Origin of the sequence: Croceitalea sp. MTPC5 (assembly GCF_036985505.1) — a bacterium.
GTDB lineage: Bacteria > Bacteroidota > Bacteroidia > Flavobacteriales > Flavobacteriaceae > Croceitalea.
In genome coordinates, this window is sequence record NZ_BTGQ01000001.1 from 354,974 (window position 1) to 375,795 (window position 20,822).

Annotated in this window: 19 protein-coding genes and 1 other RNA gene; 9 read left to right on the top strand and 11 right to left on the bottom strand. The window is 40.1% G+C overall.

All coding sequences use genetic code 11. From position 1 onward, the window contains the following. Window positions 1-53 precede the first annotated feature (53 nt). From AACM45_RS01655 to AACM45_RS01665, 3 genes are read right to left on the bottom strand one after another with little or no spacing between them, the layout of a single operon-like run. On the bottom strand, window positions 54-1,601 hold the full coding sequence (locus AACM45_RS01655) for a hypothetical protein (protein WP_339140325.1): 1,548 nt from the start codon (window positions 1,599-1,601) through the stop codon (window positions 54-56). Further along, a complete protein-coding gene (locus tag AACM45_RS01660; protein WP_339140326.1) occupies window positions 1,598-1,993 on the bottom strand; it encodes an acyl-CoA thioesterase in 396 nt (131 codons plus the stop codon). The genes AACM45_RS01655 and AACM45_RS01660 overlap by 4 nt, the downstream gene beginning before the upstream one ends. Further along, window positions 1,993-3,039 (bottom strand): glutaminyl-peptide cyclotransferase, encoded by a 1,047-nt coding sequence (locus AACM45_RS01665; RefSeq protein ID WP_339140327.1) that lies wholly within the window; start codon window positions 3,037-3,039, stop codon window positions 1,993-1,995. The genes AACM45_RS01660 and AACM45_RS01665 overlap by 1 nt, the downstream gene beginning before the upstream one ends. 90 nt (window positions 3,040-3,129) lie before the next feature. Here AACM45_RS01665 and ffs point away from each other — a divergent pair. The 3 genes from ffs (at window position 3,130) to fsa (ending at window position 4,792) form a co-directional block, all read left to right on the top strand. After that, an RNA gene (gene ffs / locus AACM45_RS01670) (signal recognition particle sRNA small type) lies at window positions 3,130-3,228 on the top strand. Window positions 3,229-3,290: 62 nt separating this feature from the next. Continuing rightward, on the top strand, window positions 3,291-4,097 hold the full coding sequence (locus tag AACM45_RS01675; protein WP_339140328.1) for an SDR family oxidoreductase: 807 nt from the start codon (window positions 3,291-3,293) through the stop codon (window positions 4,095-4,097). 38 nt (window positions 4,098-4,135) lie between these two features. After that, window positions 4,136-4,792, top strand: a complete 657-nt coding sequence (gene fsa / locus AACM45_RS01680; RefSeq protein WP_339140329.1) for a fructose-6-phosphate aldolase — start codon at window positions 4,136-4,138, stop codon at window positions 4,790-4,792. A gap of 59 nt (window positions 4,793-4,851) precedes the next feature. Here the strand turns inward: fsa and AACM45_RS01685 are convergent, their stop codons facing one another. Then, the gene (locus AACM45_RS01685) at window positions 4,852-6,237 is read right to left on the bottom strand and encodes a TlpA family protein disulfide reductase (protein WP_339140330.1); all 1,386 of its coding nucleotides are present in this window, start codon (window positions 6,235-6,237) and stop codon (window positions 4,852-4,854) included. A 159-nt stretch (window positions 6,238-6,396) separates the two neighbouring features. Here AACM45_RS01685 and AACM45_RS01690 point away from each other — a divergent pair, with 159 nt between their 5' ends. Continuing rightward, complete coding sequence (locus AACM45_RS01690; protein ID WP_339140331.1) at window positions 6,397-8,025, top strand: ABC-F family ATP-binding cassette domain-containing protein; 1,629 nt, start codon at window positions 6,397-6,399, stop codon at window positions 8,023-8,025. On the opposite strand, the gene AACM45_RS01695 is transcribed toward AACM45_RS01690, so the two are convergent. Then, entirely contained in the window at window positions 8,026-8,745 is a 720-nt protein-coding gene (locus AACM45_RS01695) for a hypothetical protein (protein WP_339140332.1), read from the bottom strand. Between the two features lie 214 nt (window positions 8,746-8,959). On the opposite strand from AACM45_RS01695, the gene AACM45_RS01700 reads away from it, so the two are divergent. Next, window positions 8,960-9,529 (top strand): fasciclin domain-containing protein, encoded by a 570-nt coding sequence (locus AACM45_RS01700; protein ID WP_339140333.1) that lies wholly within the window; start codon window positions 8,960-8,962, stop codon window positions 9,527-9,529. 11 nt (window positions 9,530-9,540) lie between these two features. Here AACM45_RS01700 and pheT read toward each other — a convergent pair whose 3' ends face one another. Beyond that, a complete protein-coding gene (gene pheT, locus AACM45_RS01705; protein ID WP_339140334.1) occupies window positions 9,541-11,967 on the bottom strand; it encodes a phenylalanine--tRNA ligase subunit beta in 2,427 nt (808 codons plus the stop codon). 130 nt (window positions 11,968-12,097) lie between these two features. On the opposite strand from pheT, the gene AACM45_RS01710 reads away from it, so the two are divergent. Further along, window positions 12,098-13,321, top strand: a complete 1,224-nt coding sequence (locus AACM45_RS01710) for a peroxiredoxin family protein (RefSeq protein WP_339140335.1) — start codon at window positions 12,098-12,100, stop codon at window positions 13,319-13,321. On the opposite strand, the gene leuB is transcribed toward AACM45_RS01710, so the two are convergent. Together leuB and AACM45_RS01720 are read right to left on the bottom strand one after the other, a co-directional pair. Beyond that, on the bottom strand, window positions 13,322-14,440 hold the full coding sequence (gene leuB / locus AACM45_RS01715; RefSeq protein ID WP_339140336.1) for a 3-isopropylmalate dehydrogenase: 1,119 nt from the start codon (window positions 14,438-14,440) through the stop codon (window positions 13,322-13,324). An 18-nt stretch (window positions 14,441-14,458) separates the two neighbouring features. Beyond that, the gene (locus AACM45_RS01720; protein ID WP_339141175.1) at window positions 14,459-15,631 is read right to left on the bottom strand and encodes a 2-isopropylmalate synthase; all 1,173 of its coding nucleotides are present in this window, start codon (window positions 15,629-15,631) and stop codon (window positions 14,459-14,461) included. 146 nt (window positions 15,632-15,777) lie between these two features. Here AACM45_RS01720 and AACM45_RS01725 point away from each other — a divergent pair, with 146 nt between their 5' ends. Further along, window positions 15,778-17,322, top strand: a complete 1,545-nt coding sequence (locus AACM45_RS01725; RefSeq protein ID WP_339140337.1) for a hypothetical protein — start codon at window positions 15,778-15,780, stop codon at window positions 17,320-17,322. Between the two features lie 8 nt (window positions 17,323-17,330). Then, window positions 17,331-18,194 (top strand): DMT family transporter, encoded by an 864-nt coding sequence (locus tag AACM45_RS01730; RefSeq protein ID WP_339140338.1) that lies wholly within the window; start codon window positions 17,331-17,333, stop codon window positions 18,192-18,194. Window positions 18,195-18,248: 54 nt separating this feature from the next. Here AACM45_RS01730 and AACM45_RS01735 read toward each other — a convergent pair whose 3' ends face one another. Together AACM45_RS01735 and panB are read right to left on the bottom strand one after the other, a co-directional pair. Then, complete coding sequence (locus AACM45_RS01735; protein ID WP_339140339.1) at window positions 18,249-18,947, bottom strand: RluA family pseudouridine synthase; 699 nt, start codon at window positions 18,945-18,947, stop codon at window positions 18,249-18,251. Between the two features lie 26 nt (window positions 18,948-18,973). Further along, window positions 18,974-19,792 (bottom strand): 3-methyl-2-oxobutanoate hydroxymethyltransferase, encoded by an 819-nt coding sequence (panB, locus tag AACM45_RS01740; protein WP_339140340.1) that lies wholly within the window; start codon window positions 19,790-19,792, stop codon window positions 18,974-18,976. Between the two features lie 69 nt (window positions 19,793-19,861). On the opposite strand from panB, the gene AACM45_RS01745 reads away from it, so the two are divergent. Then, the gene (locus AACM45_RS01745) at window positions 19,862-20,326 is read left to right on the top strand and encodes a nuclear transport factor 2 family protein (RefSeq protein ID WP_339140341.1); all 465 of its coding nucleotides are present in this window, start codon (window positions 19,862-19,864) and stop codon (window positions 20,324-20,326) included. A gap of 41 nt (window positions 20,327-20,367) precedes the next feature. Here AACM45_RS01745 and AACM45_RS01750 read toward each other — a convergent pair whose 3' ends face one another. Further along, window positions 20,368-20,820, bottom strand: a complete 453-nt coding sequence (locus AACM45_RS01750; protein ID WP_339140342.1) for a nuclear transport factor 2 family protein — start codon at window positions 20,818-20,820, stop codon at window positions 20,368-20,370. Window positions 20,821-20,822 lie beyond the last annotated feature (2 nt).

Genomic DNA, 20,822 nt, shown 5'->3' on the forward strand with positions numbered 1-20,822 from the left:
ACCACAAAAAAACTATGGATTTTACGTAAAATACTGAATTTCAAGGGTCATTTTCACTCCAAAAGCTCAAATGCACCCAAATCGGGGGTTGAAATACGCGAAACGCCGAAAAGATCCACGGGCACTTCTTGGGCAGTTTCTAGATTGCCCAGGTTCCGAAATCCTGAACTTGCCTGTAAGATAAAAAGGTTGTTCGTAGGGTCTAAAAATTCTGGATTTCCATTTAAGAGAAGTGCCTCAAATAAAGTGTCATTATCAAAATCATATAAGGGATTGTCGCTAAAATCACCGTTGCTATCATTGAATTGTAAAGCACAATTTTGAAACGTGTATTCAAAAAGATTCACGGTGTTATTGGAAAGCACCAATTCTATGTTTTTATTACCTTCAATGATACAATTTGAGAAAGAGGCGTTTTCCAGATCGGCTCCAATACTGGTGCCGTCTGCAAAGTCTATCGAATTGTCTATCAATAGGGCAGGGGCGTTTCGAAACCCTGAGTTCCAGTAATTCGCAATGGTACAGTGTTTAAAATCATAATCACCGCCAAGATTACAGTAGAGCGATGCGGCACCTGAATTTCCCAAAACCAAATTTTGGGCATCGATTTTTGCCGTTCTGGCCCAAAGGTTGGTTGTTGCACTATTGTAAATCTGGCTATTACGTATAATCAGTGAAGGGCTTTCAAGACCGGTTTGCCCATCGACCAATAAACCGATGCTGGCATTTTTCAGCGTCAAGTACTCGATAAGATTATTGGTACTACCCGCGGTTATCCATATCGTACCCCATTGCCCAGCAACATCTGAAAATACGGGTTCTAGACGATCGCCTTCGAAAATTACCTCGTTCTCAAGTAACACTTTATCTTCACTTAATGCACCCATGACCTGAATACTGCCACCAGAACCCACTAATATTCCAGAATTCTCATGAAAATGAATACGTGAACCGGGGGCAATGGTTAGGGTTTTGCCTTCGGTAACCCCGGCATACCCATAAATCACATACGGTTTTTCATTTGAAAAATTGAGTTCTTCATCATCTAATATAAAACCCTCGACCCGAATTTCGTCCCCATTTTCATCTTCGCCCAAAAGCAATGTTTCCCCCATACCATCGTCGAAGGTTTGTGGGTATAAGAAAATCGCATCCTTGACCAAAGTTACCAGTTCAATCGATTTGTTTTCCCCGTTACCCTCAAATTGAATGGCATCGGTATATAAGAATTCATTTTCATTGGTGGTGCCAATATCAAAGGTAGTCTCGATAAAGATGAACATACTATCTTTTGCCAATAAGGGAATATCGGTGAATTCTTTACCGGCCAAGCCATCAACGTTTAGACGATAACTACTTTCTTGACCATTTCTTAATCTTATCGAAGGGATGAAAACATCCTCATTTTCTCCATTATAGACCTTTAAGGTATACGTACTGCTGCCAATATTGGTGAAAATGGTATCAAGGTAAACGGTATCCTTTGAAAATTGTAGGTTGCCCGATGATGCTTTAAAATCAAAGTCTTTTCGGCATGAGGTGATGCCCATCAATAGTAAGACGATACCACAACCAAAATATGTCGCTATTTTTATTTTCAAGGGGCGGCGAATAAATTTTTAATAGAAGCCGGTATTCTTGTAGGTTTCATGGTTTTTGCATTGAGCAAACACCAATCGGTTTCTGAACTAACAACCAATTGATCGGTTTTATTGTTTCGCATGCTTACTTTTCTGGTAGAAATAGAACCTTTAGAATGAATGATTTCTGTTTGTATTCTTAGCTCATCGTCGCGTTTTGCACCGCTATAGTATGTTATTCTGTGTTCCCTTACCACCCAGATAAAATCATGAAGTGCATTTTGCTTTGCAACTTGTAACCAGTGGTCTTTAGAGACTTTTTGAATCCATTCTACATACTTGATGTTGTTGACGTGCTGCAATTCATCTAAATCGGTTTCTTCGACCTTTACTAGCATTGTATAGGTTCGCATCACTCTTTTTTCTGTATTTGCACCTCAAAAAGCTTGTTCCAGTTTTTGCCGGTAACAAAGAATGACTTTCTTTCTGGGTGGTAGGCAACCCCATTCAATACTGAATTTTGCTCGTCCCATTGTTCCCCTTTGTCAATCAGCTTTTTTAAGCCGCCAAAATTAATGACCCCTTGAATGGCACCAGAACTGGCATCAATGATCATCATACTTTCTTTGCCGTAGACATTGGCGTAGATTTTTCCATCGACATACTCCAATTCATTGGCCCTATTGAAAATTGATTTGTTGGTTACTATTTCGATGTGTCCCGTTTCAACCAAGGTCTGGGGATCTAGAAACCAAATTTTTTCGGTTCCGTCACTTTTAAATAATTTTTCACCATCGTTGCAAAGCCCCCATCCCTCTTTACTGTTGCCATAAGTAAAGCTCTCGATCTTACTCAAATCCGATTTATTATAGACATAACCGATACCACTCTGCCAGCTAAGTTGGTAAACCTTATCTTTTAAGATGGTAATGCCTTCACCGAAGATGGATTTTTCCAATTTAACGGTCTGCAAGATTTCCCCTGATTCAAAATTCACCTTACGTAGGGTAGAATATCCTTTTTTTCCCGTGCTCTCGTAGAGAACACCGTCGCTGAACTCTAGACCTTGGGTATACGCGCTTGGGTCGTGGGGGTAGGTATTACTTATAGTATAGGTATATATTTCAGGGGCTTTTTCAGCAAGTATTTTTATATTCTTTGAAATTTCGACAATTTCATTGTCGTAGGGTATTTTTGCTATCAGTGTTTTACTGCCTAATTTCTTGATATTGAAAGTTAACTTACCGTTCACCCTCTGTATAACCTGACCATCAATGCTGAATTCTGGTTCACCTATTTCCTTCTGCTCCTTATTACGTATGGCAACGCCGACGGACTGTCCTTTTTGGAATTGTTTTTTTTTACCCTCTAATTGAATATCAAATAGTTGGGTTGCATCAGAAGTACCCCCACATGAGTTGATGAGAACAAACAAGATTGTGACAAAGGATAATTTCATGCTATTCATAGTATTTTCAAACTTAAAATAAAGACCAAATTAAGCATGTAATACGATTGCAACAAATTTAAAAGGACGTATATTTGCACTCGGCAAGTCCTACACGACCAGCTCCTGCAGAATCCCCCAGGGTGGGAACACAGCAAGGGTATGTGGTCGTAGCGGTGCGATGTAGGTAGCTTGCCTTTTTTTGTACCCAGAAGTTAAGGTTTTCCATAGGCATAACCCCAATTTTAGTTTTACTTTGTAATATGGAAAAAAAAGTAGTCTTAATAACTGGTGGGTCCTCCGGTATTGGCAGAACGACGGGTATTTTTCTAAAAAAGAAGGGGTATACCGTTTACGGTACGACAAGAAACTTGGCTAAAAACCCTGACTTCACCGATTTTAATTTATTGGAACTGGATGTTACTACTACAGCTTCCATTGAGGCAGCGGTAACAAAACTTATCGAAGCAGAGGGACGCTTGGATATTCTCATCAACAATGCAGGTGTTGGTATAACAGGGCCTATCGAAGAAACCCCAATTGCAGAAGTGCATAAGACATTCGATACCAATTACTATGGCCCGTTACGAATGTTACAGGTCGTTTTACCGCACATGCGTAAGCAAGGTGCCGGTCTTATCATCAACATTACCTCAATCGCCGGATATATGGGTTTGCCCTATCGCGGAATTTACTCAGCAAGTAAGGCGGCCCTTGAAATAACGACAGAGGCTCTGAGGATGGAGACAAAAGCTTTTGGTGTAACGATTACAAATTTGGCTCCGGGTGATTTTGCAACAAATATCGCCGCAGGGCGTTATCATGCCCCTGTATCAGGGCAATCAGCATATCACAGTTATGAAAAGACCTTGAAAATGATCAACGATGATGTTGATGCTGCTGAAGATCCGATAAAGGTCGCTGAGAAAATCGTTGGTATTCTGGAGGCTAAAAAGCCGAGGGTACACTATAAGGTAGGCACTTTTATGCAGAAATTTTCGGTAGTCTTAAAAAAGTTTTTACCGGATAAGGTTTATGAAAGATTATTATTGAACCATTATAAATTGTAGTTTTAAAACAGTAAACAATTAAACAAAAATAGAACATTATGAAGTTTTTTATTGATACGGCCAATTTAGATCAGATTAGGGAAGCCCAAGCGCTCGGGGTTTTAGACGGGGTGACCACCAATCCTTCTTTAATGGCAAAAGAGGGTATTACGGGTCATGATAATATCTTGAAACACTATATGGATATCTGTGCTATTGTCGACGGTGATGTTTCTGCCGAGGTAGTTTCGACAGACTTTGACGGAATGGTCAAAGAAGGTGAGGCCCTGGCCGAGTTACACGAACAAATAGTCGTTAAGGTACCGATGATCAAAGAAGGTGTAAAAGCGTTAAAGTATTTTTCAGATAAAGGTATTCGAACCAACTGTACTTTGGTCTTTTCGCCTGGGCAAGCCCTATTGGCGGCCAAGGCAGGAGCAACGTACGTCTCCCCTTTTCTAGGGCGTCTAGATGATATCTCTACGGATGGATTGAACCTTATTTCAGAAATACGCCTCATTTATGATAACTACGCCTATGAGACCCAGATTTTGGCGGCATCGATTAGACATACCATGCATGTCATCGATTGTGCCAAACTTGGCGCCGATGTTATGACCGGGCCCTTGTCGGCAATCGATGGTTTATTGAAACACCCTCTTACGGATTTAGGTTTGGAAAAATTCTTGGCAGATTATAATAAAGGAAATTCGTAACACGATCCTTTAGGAATCAAAACCCTGGTCGAGTTTTCAAAAGACCGGGGTTTTTATTTTTAGAATGATTTAAAAACATTGGCGAAACCATCTACGATAACGGTATCTTCGCTAATGATGCATTTATTGAGGTTATCGATGACCAGCATTGCTTGAACGGTATTGAAATTATCACTCCAATATTGATTGGTGGTATCAAGCTTGTTTTCCCGTATTAGATTTTCCCATTGTTTTCTGCCTGTTCTTAAATTGATACCTACGAACTTGAAATCAGGGTGTTTTTTGCTGATCTTGTCAATGTGTCGCAATACGTTTTTGAAGTGTCGTTTTTGGGAAGCGGTCCAAAAATAGAACAGGGTATTATTACTTTTTGACATTTCCTTTAAAGAAATCATATTTCCATCGATATCCTCCAATTTTAAATCTGGCAGTTCCTTATCGGCCTGCAAATTATTAATGGAATGGTATAATCCTCGAATTTCTTCTTTGTGAATATCGTTTTCAGAAAGGGATTCAAATTCTTGAATGAATGCATGGCAATCTTTATTGGTCTCATGCACTTTCAGTAAATAGTCCATGGCCACATTCCTGAACAGATTGTCCCGAAGTTCCTTCACATCGACCAAACTGTCAATAAGGGTCATTTTATGTCGATTCAAGTGCAATTGGTTCTTTTTCGAAAGGTACTTGCTCGAATTACAATTTTCGACACAGTTCATATATGAGATATTTCCAAAATGGTGGATCATAAAATCATAATATGGTTTGAAATAGGCAAGGTCTAAATTATTGAAGTCCAGATTTTTGCGATACCCATAGAAATCTCCTTTCAACTGATGGAATGTATCTTCATTGGTCTTCTTTCTATGGTAAAAAGGGTATTTTTCCTTGTAGAGGAAACTATTGTAATCGATGGTGGCCTTAGCCATGGAATACGCTTCTTCAGAAAGGTCTTCACCAACAATAAATTCTTCAAGTTCCGCCAACTTTTGACCTCTTAATGAATCAATTTTTGAGCTAAAATCCTCAGGGGAAAGTTGATAGTAGGCATATACCAAACGTTCTTCGTCTTCATAATTCAAGAACATCTCTATCATGAAGTTGTTCACTTCCTCATTTGACCCTGAAAACACCAGCGATTCGTCGAATGCCATGGTATTGAGACGAATTAGAATGCTATCGCCTCGTTCAAGATAGACATATTGTTGTTCAGGTAGATGGTCGAAATGATGGAGCCCTTCGTCAATGTTCTTCAAAGAAAATGCAAACCTATTGTTCTGGTCAAGTTTTGCAGAATCCAAAATCACATCATTTTTATATAAAACGACATACTCACTTGATGGGTTTACAATTTCCCCACCGAAATAAACCGTATCAGAAGATGCCTTTTTACCGGTACAAGCTAAAAAAACAGAACCGGAAAGGATGAGTAAAAGTAATCTCATAAACCATTTTAGGAAAACAAATCTAATAATCGATAAAAACCTTGGCTGTTAAGGCCTAGTTAAATGTTGTAAAAGCATCTGGGAACGACTTTATTAAACGATGTCGTGTTGTCAAAAGGACCGATTTTAGCTACTTTTGCAAAAAAAATTAGATAACACATGCTTTCGGTATCCAATTTATCAGTCCAATTTGGAAAAAGGGTTTTGTTTGATGAGGTAAATGTATCGTTTACCGAGGGTAACTGCTACGGAATCATCGGCGCTAATGGTGCGGGTAAATCGACCTTTCTAAAAATATTGGCAAAAAAACAAGATCCAACCTCGGGTCATGTGCATCTTGAACCGGGTAAGCGTATGTCCATACTTGAACAAAACCACAATGCACATGATGAACATCCTGTTTTAGAGACGGTAGTCATGGGTAACAGACCGTTATTTGAGATCAAAACACAGATTGATGCCCTCTATGCCGATTATACCGATGAAAACGCTGAAAAAATTGGGGAGCTTCAAGTGCAATTTGAAGAAATGAACGGCTGGAATGCCGATAGTGATGCAGCGGCACTTCTTTCCAATTTGGGCATAACCGAAGATTTGCATTACACGGCCATGGCCGACATGGATTCTAAATTGAAGGTTAGGGTACTATTGGCGCAGGCTTTGTTTGGTAATCCTGATGTTTTGGTTATGGATGAGCCGACGAATGATCTTGATTATGATACCATTAATTGGTTGGAGAACTTTTTGGCCAATTATGAGAATACGGTTATCGTCGTCTCTCACGACCGTCATTTTTTAGATGCGGTCTGTACCCATATTGCAGACATAGATTTCGGTAAGATCAATTTGTATTCGGGCAACTACACCTTCTGGTATGAAAGTAGTCAACTTGCGGCTAGACAACGGGCACAGCAAAATAAAAAGTCAGAGGAAAAAGCGAAGGAACTGCAAGAGTTTATTCAGCGCTTTAGTGCGAATGTTGCAAAAAGTAAACAGGCTACGTCCAGAAAAAAAATGTTGGATAAGTTAAAAATCGATGATATCAAACCATCCAGTAGGCGATATCCGGCCATTATTTTCGAGCGTGAACGAGAGGCAGGTGACCAAATACTGAATATCGAAAAACTTGCCGCCACCTCTGATGATGGCGACTTACTCTTTGACAATATCAATATCAATCTTGCAAAAGGGGATAAGGTGGCCATTATTTCAAAAGACTCCCGTGCTACAACGGCATTCTATGAGATCATTACCGGCAATAAAGAGGCCGATAGGGGAACATTGCAATGGGGTGTGACCACGACACAGTCTTATTTGCCGGCAGATAATGATAAGTACTTTGATGAGAACATGAATTTGGTCGATTGGCTTCGACAATGGACCAAAACCGAAGAAGAACGTGAAGAGGTATATGTTAGGGGTTTTTTGGGTAAGATGTTATTCAGTGGCGAAGAAGCACTAAAAAAATCCACGGTTTTATCGGGGGGTGAGAAAGTGCGTTGCATGTTGAGTAGAATGATGTTACTTCGTGCGAACGTCTTGTTGCTTGACGAACCCACAAACCACTTAGACCTTGAGAGTATAACAGCATTCAATAACTCACTCAAAAATTTTAAGGGAACGGTACTTTTGACCACCCATGACCACGAATTCGTGCATACCGTTGCCAATAGGATAATTGAACTGACCCCTAAGGGAACAATTGACCGCTACCTTACCTTCGACGAGTATATGTCAGATAAGGGTATCAAGGCACAACGGGACAAGATGTACGCTGTGCCAGCTTAATTATGCATTAAAATACTTACTGTTCCAGATTACCGGATTAAAGTTTTTACCAAGTGCAAAACCGTAGAAAATCACTACTGCCGCAATTGATTTGAACATGAAAAAGTAAATTATCCAAAATTCGGCTGCGGTATCCGATTTTGAAAAAAGCCCGGAAGGAACCAGCAAGGTGGCCAAATAGCTAATTAATAACGTAGTGATAGTCAAATTCACTATCCCTTTGAAAGGCCAGACCAATGCCTTTCGCAACGGGTGTAAATCGTTTCCCCATTTGTGTATAAGGTAATAATAGCCATTACCGATGGGTGCAAACAAAAGGGGATCATCCTTATCTTCCAACTTAAAAAGTTTCGAGGGGGCCATTATCTTAAAGCCTTTGATCTCAATACCATGAAGTTTTTCAAGCTGTTTTATTTTTGAAATACCACTTTGCGGAATTTTTCCCTTAAAATATTTTGAATCTAAAAAGCGTAGTCGGTACTCAATACAAATCTTTTTGATCTGTGAGATATGATAAATATTAGGACTCTCCATTAGCTCGAAATCAAATTTATTGGTAATACCAACATTTGATTTGGATTTTAAACGCGATGCTATCTCAGATTCTTTGTTGAAATCTTCTTTTAAAATCTGATAAACCGCATCTAAAATCTCGTTCGAAGGGGTCGTGCTGGCTTTGATACGTGCCAGCTCACGTTCAATGTTCGTCTTTGGAAGCATTATTTTCTTTTTTAGCAATTACTCAAAATTAGTTAAATGATTTTTTTGTCGATAGGAGAGGTCGTTAATTCATATGTTAAATTTATGTTAATTTCTATGAAGTGCATAGGGGCTGATTCCCGATTACAGTTGATTGTGCTATCTTACCGATGTTTTTGGTATTTCATCGATGGAACACGTGAAAATATCAATGCAATTAACAATTCGAACGAAAATGAAAAGTCCCCAATCGCCCCTCTACATCATAGGTTTTCTATGTTTTACCCTATCCCTTTTCTCTCAAACCAAGTCTTTGACCGTGTTGACCCCTTCGGTGTATCCGGTCGTAAATGAGAAGACCATTATGGAGACCACGGGAGATTCTGAAAACCATAAAATCTTACTCGCGGCCGTGAAAGCGGCTGATTTGGAAAAAGTATTGGGCCAAAGTGGTCCTTTCACTTTTTTTGCACCTTCTGACAATGCCTTTTCTAAATTTTCTTCTGAAGAGCTTAAGCATCTTTTTAATGAAGACAACAAAAAAGTGCTGAAAGATTTACTTACGTATCACATCGTCGCCGGCAATTTGTCAGCTTCGAAAATGTTGCGTGCCATGTGTAGTGGTCGAGGTTCGGCAAGTTTTACTACCGTTCAAGGTGCCAAAATTACAGCCACCATGAAAGGTACTGATATTATCTTGACGGATTCTTTGGGCAATACTGCAAAGATTACCGTAGCCGACGCCAGCCAGAGCAATGGTGTTATTCACGAAATAGATACCGTAATACTACCAACAGAGCTTTAAATAGCTAAGGTTTACCGCAGCTCTGCACCCAATTTTGATTTAAAGACTTGTTGAAGCTTAGACATGGTTTTGTCTATTTGTTTATCGGTCAAGGTTTTGGAAGTGTCTTGTAAGGTAAAGCTCAGGGCATAAGACTTTTTCCCCTTTGGTAAGCTCTTTCCGGTGTACACATCAAATAATGCGATGTCAGTGAGTAGATTCCTTTCCGTTTGAAAGGCCAATTCGCGAATTTCCTTAAAACTGACATTCTCATCCAACAATAAGGCCAAATCTCGATTTACTTCCGGATATTTTGGTATCTCATGGAATGTGATGGAATTGTCTTTTACCAGGTTTTGTACGGTTTCCCAATCTATGTCAGCAAACAGAATGACACCTTTAGCATCAAAACCCGTGGCTATCGTCTTTTTTATGATTCCGAATTCAGCGATTTTTTGCCTTTTGTGGTGAATCTCAAGGCCTTCAGAAAACAAGGTGTCCGCAATGGCAACTTCTTTGGTTCCCTTTATACCCAATCGGTCGAATACCCCGGTAAGAACCCCTTTAAGAAAGAAAAAATCAGTGGCTTTTGATTGCGATGCCCAATTTGACGCAGATTGGTTTCCGGTCATGATGATGGATAAGTGAAACTTCTCATCATAGGTATCGCCTTGTCGGCCGTAGGTTTTTCCAAACTCAAAAAACTTCAAATCATGTTTTCTGCGATTTTGATTATAGACCAGGGTTTCAAGACTAGAGAATAGCATTGATTTTCGAAGAACGGCTAAATCGGCACTTAGGGGATTTAACATTTCGACCAATGTGGTGTCATCTTCTTCGTTTAAATAGGTACTGTATTCTTTTGTAACAAGACTATTTGTCATTATTTCAAAAAAGCCTTGAGAAGCCAATAAGTCACCCACGATATTTTGCAACCGATGATTTTCAAATCGAGAAGTACTGGCAACCGAAGCGGTAAACTTTTCGTTGAACCCGATTTTGTTATAGCCATAAACCCTTAGAATCTCTTCAATAACATCTACCTCGCGAAGCACATCGGTTCGATATGAGGGTATCGTAAGCCCAAGGCCAGATTCGGTGACATTGTTAACCTTGATCTCCAACGACGCCAATATTGATTTGATCGTATCGTGGTCAATATTTTCACCGACAAGTCTATTGACTTTTTCAAAGGTCAAAAAAACCTGGGTATCACTCTTTTTATTAGGGTATAGATCAAGAACATCTGAACTGATTTCACCCCCGGCAATCTCTTTGATTAACTGCGCCGCCCGTATCAGGGAATACTCGGTCAGATTGATATCAATTCCCCTTTCAAACCTAAAAGAGGCATCCGTATTCAAACCATGTCTTTTCGCGGTCTTGCGTATAGCCACGGGATCAAAGTAGGCACTTTCAAGAAATATGGAAGTCGTATTTTCGGTTACGCCAGAATGGATACCCCCGAAAACCCCTGCAATACACATGGGCTTCTCTTGGTCACAGATCATAAGATCATCTTCGTGTAATTCTCGTTCAACACCATCTAAAGTCGTGAATTTCGTTCCTTTGGCTAAGGTTTTGACCACTACCTTATGGCCCCTGATCTTCGATGCGTCAAAAGCGTGTAAGGGTTGGCCAAGTTCGTGTAAAACGTAATTGGTGATATCTACGATATTGTTTATTGGTGAAAGGCCGATGGACCTCAACCTGTTCTTAAGCCAATCAGGGGAATCTTGAACAATGACATTACTAATGGTCACACCACAGTACCTGGGTGCTAAGGTATTGTCCTTTACTTCGATATCTATTTTTAGGGACCTATTGTCTACCGCATAGTTACTTGTAGATGGTGTGAGCAGCTTGAGTGCGACTTCTTGCTGTTCTAAGCCCGCCTTTAAATCACGTGCGACACCAAAATGGCTCATGGCATCAGCCCTGTTTGGGGTTAGGCCTATTTCAAATACCTGATCGATTTCAATATTGAAAATTTCACTACAAGGTGTACCAGGCACAAAATGTTCATCTAAGACCAAGATGCCCTCATGGCTGTCACCTAAACCGAGCTCATCTTCGGCACATATCATACCATGACTCTCTTCACCCCGAATCTTACCCTTTTTAATAGTCCATGCCTCCCCCTCTTTAGTGTAAAGTGTAGTGCCTATGGTGGCCACGGGAACTTTTTGGCCTTGGGCCACATTGGGGGCACCGCAAACGATTTGAACAGGGTCTCCACTGCCGATATCAACGGTGGTCAGTTTTAATCGATCTGCGTTCGGGTGTTTTGAACAGGTTAGCACATGGCCAACAACGATACCTTTCAAACCGCCTTTAATGGATTCAAAACTCGAGATTCCCTCAACTTCCAAACCGAGGTCGGTAAGTAGTTCCCCGGTTTTTGTCGCTTCCCAATCCAGTTGTAAAAATTGTTTCAACCAGTTGTATGAAATTTTCATTGGCCATTTTTAGAATCAGCAAATATAAAACATTGGTCATTGACATTCAATGTGAATTGCGGACAAAGAATCCGCTAAAATTTGTAAGGAATTTAAAATCTTACGATTTAAATAGCGAAATTTAACGACTATGGGAAAACGACTTTTGATATTGATTTTGGTCTTAGCTGCTTTTGCTTGTAAGAATGAGGTAGTGACAAAGCTGAATACCGGTGAATGGCATGGGACTATGCAAGTAGCTTCAGATGAAGAGCTACCTTTTAATTTTAGCGTTTCGGAATCTGAAGAATCCGGTTACCTTATCAAAATTCGTAATTCTGAGGAAGTAGTCGAAATTGATGAAATTGAGACACAAGGCGATTCCATCATTATTAAAATGCCTGTTTTCGAAGGATATATCTCTGGGCGTTTTTCAGAAACCGATATTTCGGGGAACTTCATCAAAGAAAGTTTGAATAGGGTGGTGCCCTTTAAAGCCACTTATGGTGAACGTGCAAGGTTCGAAACGAAAGAAAGGGCAAAAGTTGATGTCTCTGGAATATGGGAAACCACTTTCAATTACGGAACGGACAGTCTTTATGTTGCCAAAGGCATCTTCTATCAAGATGACCATAAAGTCACCGGTACCATTCGTACTAAAACCGGTGATTATAGATACCTTGAGGGTGTTGTCGATGGCAGCGAGCTAAAGCTTTCGACTTTTGATGGGGCGCATGTATTTTTGTTCAAGGCACTTGTCAGTGACGGTACCTTGGTAGGACAATTTTATTCTGGCAACCATTCCCTCGAAAATTTTAAGGCGAAAAGAAATGATGCCTATGAATTACCGGATGCCCATACACTTACTTTCTTAAAGGAAGGATACGATAGTTTTGATTTTACCTTTCCGAACGAAAAAGGGGAACTGATTAGTTTAACCGATGCACGATTCACCGATAAAGTGGTCTTGGTACAGATTATGGGTACTTGGTGCCCAAATTGTTTGGATGAGACCAAGTTTTACGTGGAGTATTTGAAAAATAATCCGAATCCAGAACTACAGGTGGTCGCGTTGGCTTTTGAATATGCCAAGACCAAGGAAAAAGCTTTTAAAGGCATCGAACGGTTGCGAAGTAGGGTAGGGGTGACATATCCTATACTATTGGCACAGATAGGGACTTCCAATAAAACGAAAGCCAATGAAAAATTACCGATGCTGAATCATGTACTGTCTTATCCAACCACCATCTATATTGATAAAAAAGGAACTGTCAGAAAAATACATACTGGATTCAACGGGCCAGCTACAGGTGAAAAATATGAGGCGTTCAAAGCAGGGTTCACCAAAACCCTTGATGAATTGCTGGCTGAATAATCAGATTATCGTTGATTTTCCTAACCCGATATTTTCATCGTTCATATTAAGGTCATCATGGTTTTCGACAATGCGGTCGGCTATAAAATCACCAACATGTGATGTACCATACTTGCTGCCTGCATGTAGGTCTGGTGTTACAATTCCTTTTTCCAATGACTTATCCACGGCTTCTCGAACTACCATGGCTTCTTCGTAAAGGGAAAAGTGTTCCAATAACATTGCCGCGGATAATATGGAAGCAACGGGGTTTGCAATATTACCGCCCTTTGCTTGAGGGTACGAGCCGTGTATAGGTTCAAAAAGGGCATTGTCCTCACCGATTGAGGCCGATGCCAAAAGACCAATGGAGCCTCCAATAACACTACCTTCATCCGAGAGGATGTCGCCGAACATATTTTCGGTCAAAATAACGTCAAATTGACTTGGGTTCAGAATTAATTGCATCGCGGCATTATCTACAAAAAGATAGTCTAAGGTTACTTCAGGATAACTCTCCCCGATTTTAGAGACCACTTTACGCCACAAGCGTGAAGATTCCAAAACGTTCGCCTTGTCCACCAAGGTCAGTTTATTATTCCTGTTCTTGGCAGCTTTAAAGGCCAGATGCGCGATCCTACTGATTTCTTTTTGTGAGTATTCGCAAAGGTCTGATGCCACTGTACCATTATCGTTGATTTTTTTCTCGCCAAAATAAATACCTCCGGTCAATTCGCGATAAATGGTAAAATCGGTTCCTAAGATGATTTCTTTTTTTAATGGGGAATTATCCACTAAAGTCGGAAATGTTTTTATCGGTCTGATATTCGCAAAGAGACCCAACTCTTTTCGCAATCGCAACAAACCTTGTTCAGGCCGTATTTTGGCACTGGGGTCATTGTCATATTTAGGGTCACCGATAGCCCCAAAAAGAATGGCATCGGCCTCTTTGCACAGGGCTAAGGTTTTTTCGGGTAACGGGTCGTCAAATTTATCAATGGCAATGGCACCGACGACTGCTTCTTTATAACTGAAGTTGTGCCCAAAATTTTCCTCAATGGCCTGTAAAGCTTTAACTGCCTGTTCCATAACTTCCGGCCCAATGCCATCACCCGATAATAGTGCGATTTTCAAATCCATACCAATGCCAAATTGGGCTCAAGCTAAACTCTCGAGGTTGATATTGCTGGTTTCCACGATTTCATGAATGTCGCTGTCAATGATTTCCTTTTTACGGTCTGCGAATTTCAAAAAGTTCTCGTAAACGGCATCCAATTGTAATTTGGTCAATTCGTAGCCCACGTTTTTGGCACGATAGGCCAATGCTGCACGGCCGCTTCTTGCGGTAAGCACTATGGATGACTCACTGACACCGACATCTTTCGGGTCAATGATCTCGTAGGTCTCCCTATTTTTGATAACCCCATCTTGATGGATACCTGAACTGTGGGCAAAGGCGTTCGATCCAACAATAGCCTTATTGGGCTGTACGGGCATCCCCATTTTTTCAGAAACCATCAAACTGGTATCGTATAATAATTTACTGTTGATGTTCGTATCTAGGTTTAGGTCTGGATGTTGTCTTAAAATCATTACTACCTCTTCTAGAGAAGTGTTCCCTGCCCGTTCACCAATACCATTGATAGTGCATTCAATTTGTCTCGCACCACCGATGACCCCAGAAATGGAGTTTGCCGTTGCAAGCCCTAAATCGTTATGGCAATGGCAAGAAAGTATTGCCTTTTCAATACCAGTGACGTTTTCTTTTAAATATTTCATTTTTGCACCGTACTCATCAGGTAGGCAATATCCTGTTGTGTCAGGAATATTTAAAACTGTTGCCCCTGCTTTTATGACTGCTTCACAAACACGGGCAAGGTATTCGTTTTCCGTTCTGCCGGCGTCTTCGGCATAGAATTCAACATCTTCTACAAAACTTTTGGCATATTTAACGGCTGCAACGGCACGTTCGATAATGGCCTCTTGGGTAGACTTGAATTTGTGCTTGATATGTGAGTCTGAGGTTCCAATTCCTGTATGGATTCGAGGCCTCTTCGCTATTTTGATTGCCTCGGCAGCCACTTCGATATCCTTTTTAACGGATCGGGTAAGTCCGCAAACTGTGGCATTTTTAACCAACTTGGCGATTTCATGTACTGATTTGAAATCTCCTGGACTTGAAATCGGGAAACCGGCCTCAATCACGTCAACACCCAATTCATCAAGCCGTTCGGCTATGACCAATTTTTGTTTGGTGTCTAATTTGCAACCGGGTACTTGTTCTCCATCTCTAAGTGTGGTGTCAAAAATTTGTACCTTATCTTTACTCATCATTCAGGATAGTTTAAACTCAATAACACGAATATAAAACAGTGATGTGCAAGAACTTTCAAGGCCTATGTCGCATTACAACGTTAAATTGTTTTTTAGGGTATTCAATAACTTGAAAAACAAATACTTAAATAGTTTTTTTTACGATGACAAATACCCCAAAGGATGCGCTATTCATTTTAGTGAAATCACTTTCAAAATCTGAAAAAAGACAGTTCAAACTTTACGTTGGGCGATTAGGTGTCAATACGGACGCTAAATTTTTGGCTTTGTTCAATTTATTGGATAAAATGAAGGCGTACAATGAGCGTCAAATTTTAGAGAATGATATTGTGAAAAAAGCGCAGCTTTCCAATCTAAAGGCGCATTTGTACAAGCAAATCTTGGTAAGTCTGAGGCTGAACCCCGTAAATCAAAATACCCGGGTACAAATTCGCGAGCAGTTGGATTTTGCAACTATCCTGTATCAAAAAGGCTTGTATAAGCAAGCCCTTAAAATTTTGGATAAGGCGAAGGGCAATGCGATCGAGAATGAGGAAAAGAACGTTGCCTATGAGATCGTAGAGCTTGAAAAGGTCATAGAAACACAATATATAACACGAAGTATACCTGATAGGGCAGATGAACTTTCTAGGCAGGCAAAAGAGTTATCAGACCATAATGTGATGACCAGCGAACTGTCGAATCTGTCATTACAGTTGTACAGTATGATGCTCAAAGTTGGTTATGTACGAAATGATGAAGACCTAGAAAACGTAAAAGACTATTTTGATGCACACCTACCGGGTTATGATATTGAAACATTGGGTTTTCGAGAAAGATTATGGCTTTACAAGGCGTATCTCTGGTATAGTTTTCTAACACAAGATTTTCTATCATCATACAAGTACGCCAGTAAATGGGTAGACCTTTTTTATGATAATGAAGAGATGATCTACCTAAACCCGGTCTTCTTTTTAAAAGGCAATCATTATTTGTTGGAGTCGATGTTCTACATTAAATATCGTTCACAATTCAAAGAGACTTTAGAGCGGTTAGAGCAAATCGTCAACAATAAGGAGTTTTCGAAGAATGACAATATCGTCTCGCTCGCTTTTTTATACTTGAATTCCAACAAGTTAAACCTACATTTTTTAGAAGGTACTTTTGAGAAAGGACTGTATTTGGTAACTATTATTGAATACGGTATCAAAAAGCATCGAGATAGGATCGATGAACACCATATCATGTTATTGTATTATAAAATTGCCTGTCTGTATTTTGGAAATGGTGACAATAAAAATTGTATTGCTTATCTCAAAAGGATAATCTTAAACAAGAATTTGAAAATGCGTGAAGACCTCATGTGTTTCTCGCGTGTTTTAAGCCTGGTCGCACATTATGAGGCAGGTATGGATTATCATCTTGAGATTCAACTAAAGAGCACGTATAAATTTTTATTGAAAATGAATGATTTACAGGCCGTACAAAAAGAGATGATCAAATTTCTAAGGAGCCTGGGCGACATCTACCCGAATGAGTTACGCAATGAGTTTCAAAAGTTATACAACGAACTCAAAAAATATGAGGACCATCCTTATGAAAAAAGGGCATTTCTTTATTTGGATATTCTGTCATGGCTTGAGAGCCATCTTCAAAATAAACCCGTTGCCACGATAATTAGGGAGAAAGCGATGGCCATAACCCGATAATACGCAGTTTGAAGTTTAGCAATAGTAGCATCAGACATTTACTTGAAATCAATGCGGCGATGCTATTTATCAGCACGTCTGGGGCCTTGGGGCGGTACATTCAGCTATCGGTACCCTTATTGATCGCTGCTAGGGCGGTTTTAGCTTTCTTGATACTCTTTATCTACTGTAAATGGCGTGGTTTTTCTTTGAAAGTGTCCAAGAAGGATGTTCTTCCCATTATCCTCAGCGGCATTCTGTTGGGCCTACATTGGTTGACCTATTTTTATGCCCTTAAGCTGTCTAATGTAGCTATAGGGATGCTTTCTTTGTTTACGTATCCAATATTGACCTCCTTTTTAGAACCCATAGTGTTGAAAACAAAGTTTGAGAGGGTTCACTTATTTCTTGGACTTTTGGTACTAACTGGTATTTACTTTTTAGTACCTTCTTTTGATGCCAAAAATTCATATACCATTGCTGTAGGTATCGGGGTATTATCGGCATTGTTTTATGCAATGCGAAACCTGATTTTAAAAAATAGGGTCGGCAATTATAACGGGTCCATGTTAATGTGCTTTCAAATGGCCATTATCGGTATTTTTCTTTCGCCCTTTTTTTTCACTAATGAATTTTCTGAATTAGAATCACAATGGCCTAGTATTTTGGTGCTCGCATTGCTTACAACTGCTATCGGACACACCTTGTTCTTGAATAGCTTCAAACATTTTTCGGTGACCACGGCCAGTATTTTAAGCAGTGTACAGCCCATTTATGGCATTCTGATCGGCATGGTGTTTCTTTGGGAAATTCCTTCTTTATGGACCGTCCTAGGTGGTTTTTTTATACTTAGCTCGGTCGTAATCGAAAGCGTTCGATCTTACGAAAAATAGCGCCTAGGGTTAATACCAGAGCGTTATAAGGCAAGTCTTAATAAGTACCACGGGTTATAAACACGCATTCCAAATCGGGTCGTTCGGGGGAGGCGCCTTAAAATTGATTTCTTCTTTTCTTATTGGGTGTTGAAAGGCCAGTTCCCTTGAATGAAGATGAATACTACCATTTTTATTACTGCGGTCCGCACCATATTTCAAATCCCCTTTAATTGTAGATCCTATTGCCGCCAATTGCGCCCTAATTTGATGATGACGCCCGGTTTTCAAATCGATTTCAAGTAAACCATAGTTATCCAATTTTTTGATTACCTGATATTCTAAAATGGCCTTTTTACTATTTGGAACTTCTTTCGAATGCGCGTAAGACTTGTTTTGTTTTTGATTTCGAACCAGCCAATGCATCAAACTGGCACTCGTTTCTTTAGGAATTTCTTTGACTACGGCCCAATAGGTTTTTTTTGTTTTTCCTTCTGAAAATAATTTGTTCAATCTAGGAAGGGCCTTTGAGGTTTTGGCAAAGACCACGATACCCGACGTGGGCCGATCCAACCGATGGACCACCCCTAAATATACATTTCCGGGTTTGTTATGCTTTTTTTTCAGGTAGATTTTGACCACCTCACTTAATGGGGTATCACCCGTTTTATCACCCTGTACAATATCACCGGGTCTTTTATTGACTACGATTAAATGATTGTCCTCGTAAAGAACCTGAAGGTTTTCAGGCTTTGAAAGCTTACTATTTGACAACTGTTTATTTTTTAAGATCAATCGACTCAGTACTGCTCATCTTCACTGGGGAAATCCCTACTTTTTACATCAGCTACATACTGCCCGATGGCATTGCTCATTTCCTCATAAAGGTTCATATAGCGTCGCAGAAAACGCGGATTGAATTCATGGGTCATTCCAAGCAGGTCATGTACGACCAATACTTGTCCATCAACACCATTGCCGGCACCAATACCAATTACCGGTATGGAAATGCTTTCGGCAACTTCTTGTGCCAATTTGGCGGGAATCTTCTCCAATACCAAGCCAAAACATCCTAATTTTTCAAGCATTTTAGCATCTTGTTTCAGTTTCTTGGCCTCGGCTTCTTCTTTGGCACGAACGGTATAGGTGCCAAATTTATAGATGGATTGCGGTGTAAGTCCCAGATGGCCCATTACGGGTATTCCCGCACCGATAATCCGCTTTATGGATTCCTTTATTTCATCCCCCCCCTCTACCTTTACCGCATGGCCGCCACTTTCTTTCATAATGCGTATGGCCGAACGTAAAGCTTCCTTTGAATCACTTTGATAACTACCAAACGGAATATCAACAACGACCAAAGCCCTTTCTGCAGCCCTCACTACGGAACTTGCGTGATAGATCATTTGATCAAGCGTTATGGGCAGTGTGGTTTCATGGCCGGCGATCACATTACTGGCCGAGTCACCTACCAAGATGACATCGATTTTAGCTGCATCCACAATTTTGGCCATTGAGTAATCGTACGAAGTCAACATCGAGATCTTTTCTCCATTTTGCTTCATTTCAATCAATGATTTTACCGTGATCCTTTTGTACTCTTTTTTCGCTACGGACATTTCATAAGGTTTGGAAGGCTAAATGTAAGCAGATTTGTTTAATTTGGATTTCAATAAAAAGTCCTGTTTATGGGGAAAGCCATTTTTTTGATATCGTTTTTGGGCTGTCTAACTCTTTTGACCGCACAAAATGATGCAGAAGCCGAGGTCAAAAAAGTTGTGGAAACCTTTTTTGATGCTTTTCATGATCAAGATTCGGTTGCCATGAAAAAAGTAGTTGGTGACAATGTTTTATTGCAAACCACCGGAAGAAACAAAGCGGGGGAGACCCAGTTCAAGTCACAAAAAATCGAGAACCTATACCGCTCCATTGTGAGCATACCGGATAGCGTTCAATTTCAAGAAAAACTGACCTCTTGGTCTATTCAGGTTGACCGTACCATGGCGAATGCTTGGGTAGGATATGAGTTTTGGATCAATGGTGAATTCTCGCATTGTGGTATCAACTCTTTTCAGATGGTCAACTTTGACGGAGATTGGAAGATCGTCTACCTTATTGATACCCGGGGTAGGGCAGGATGTCTTGAGGATTGACACTTTCAAGCTTTTTAATCTATAGCTTGATTGCTGCCGGTTTAATGGGCCTTTGAATCATTAAATTGCCATAATACATTCACCAGTTGCCATTTGCCGTTCAGTTTTACAATGTGCATATAATCAATCCATTCATCCGCTATGAGTTTTACCGAAGCTGTTTTGTCGTAAACATCAAGTATAATTACCTCCTTTTTTGGATTTTCTGGAAACCTGTCTGCCTCGGCGTTATAAGTTTCGGCAAGTAAGATCATAGCATCGGTAAAAGTCTCCCGTAAGTATTCCTTTCCGGTTTTTTTATTCGTCCAAAAAGTCCTTTTTACCATTCTAGGATGGGCAGCACGTTCAAATTGTTCTGGTTTTGCATTATGTTGCGATTCGATATAATCTAACGCCACTTGTCTGATTGCCAAAGTATCTTGTGATGTTTGAGCTTGAAGATGAAAAACCAAAAGTAAAAGAAAGGAATATAGAAGTATACAAGACCGTTTCATAA

Excerpts from the sequence above, each read along its gene's own strand:
- AACM45_RS01660 (WP_339140326.1), bottom strand. The coding sequence starts at position 1,993 with ATGCGAACCTATACAATGCTAGTAAAGGTCGAAGAAACCGATTTAGAT.
- AACM45_RS01665 (WP_339140327.1), bottom strand. The coding sequence starts at position 3,039 with ATGAAATTATCCTTTGTCACAATCTTGTTTGTTCTCATCAACTCATGT.
- AACM45_RS01675 (WP_339140328.1), top strand. The coding sequence starts at position 3,291 with ATGGAAAAAAAAGTAGTCTTAATAACTGGTGGGTCCTCCGGTATTGGC.
- fsa (WP_339140329.1), top strand. The coding sequence starts at position 4,136 with ATGAAGTTTTTTATTGATACGGCCAATTTAGATCAGATTAGGGAAGCC.
- AACM45_RS01685 (WP_339140330.1), bottom strand. The coding sequence starts at position 6,237 with ATGAGATTACTTTTACTCATCCTTTCCGGTTCTGTTTTTTTAGCTTGT.
- AACM45_RS01690 (WP_339140331.1), top strand. The coding sequence starts at position 6,397 with ATGCTTTCGGTATCCAATTTATCAGTCCAATTTGGAAAAAGGGTTTTG.
- AACM45_RS01695 (WP_339140332.1), bottom strand. The coding sequence starts at position 8,745 with ATGCTTCCAAAGACGAACATTGAACGTGAGCTGGCACGTATCAAAGCC.
- AACM45_RS01700 (WP_339140333.1), top strand. The coding sequence starts at position 8,960 with ATGAAAAGTCCCCAATCGCCCCTCTACATCATAGGTTTTCTATGTTTT.
- pheT (WP_339140334.1), bottom strand. The coding sequence starts at position 11,967 with ATGAAAATTTCATACAACTGGTTGAAACAATTTTTACAACTGGATTGG.
- AACM45_RS01710 (WP_339140335.1), top strand. The coding sequence starts at position 12,098 with ATGGGAAAACGACTTTTGATATTGATTTTGGTCTTAGCTGCTTTTGCT.
- leuB (WP_339140336.1), bottom strand. The coding sequence starts at position 14,440 with ATGGATTTGAAAATCGCACTATTATCGGGTGATGGCATTGGGCCGGAA.
- AACM45_RS01720 (WP_339141175.1), bottom strand. The coding sequence starts at position 15,631 with ATGAGTAAAGATAAGGTACAAATTTTTGACACCACACTTAGAGATGGA.
- AACM45_RS01725 (WP_339140337.1), top strand. The coding sequence starts at position 15,778 with ATGACAAATACCCCAAAGGATGCGCTATTCATTTTAGTGAAATCACTT.
- panB (WP_339140340.1), bottom strand. The coding sequence starts at position 19,792 with ATGTCCGTAGCGAAAAAAGAGTACAAAAGGATCACGGTAAAATCATTG.
- AACM45_RS01745 (WP_339140341.1), top strand. The coding sequence starts at position 19,862 with ATGGGGAAAGCCATTTTTTTGATATCGTTTTTGGGCTGTCTAACTCTT.
- AACM45_RS01750 (WP_339140342.1), bottom strand. The coding sequence starts at position 20,820 with ATGAAACGGTCTTGTATACTTCTATATTCCTTTCTTTTACTTTTGGTT.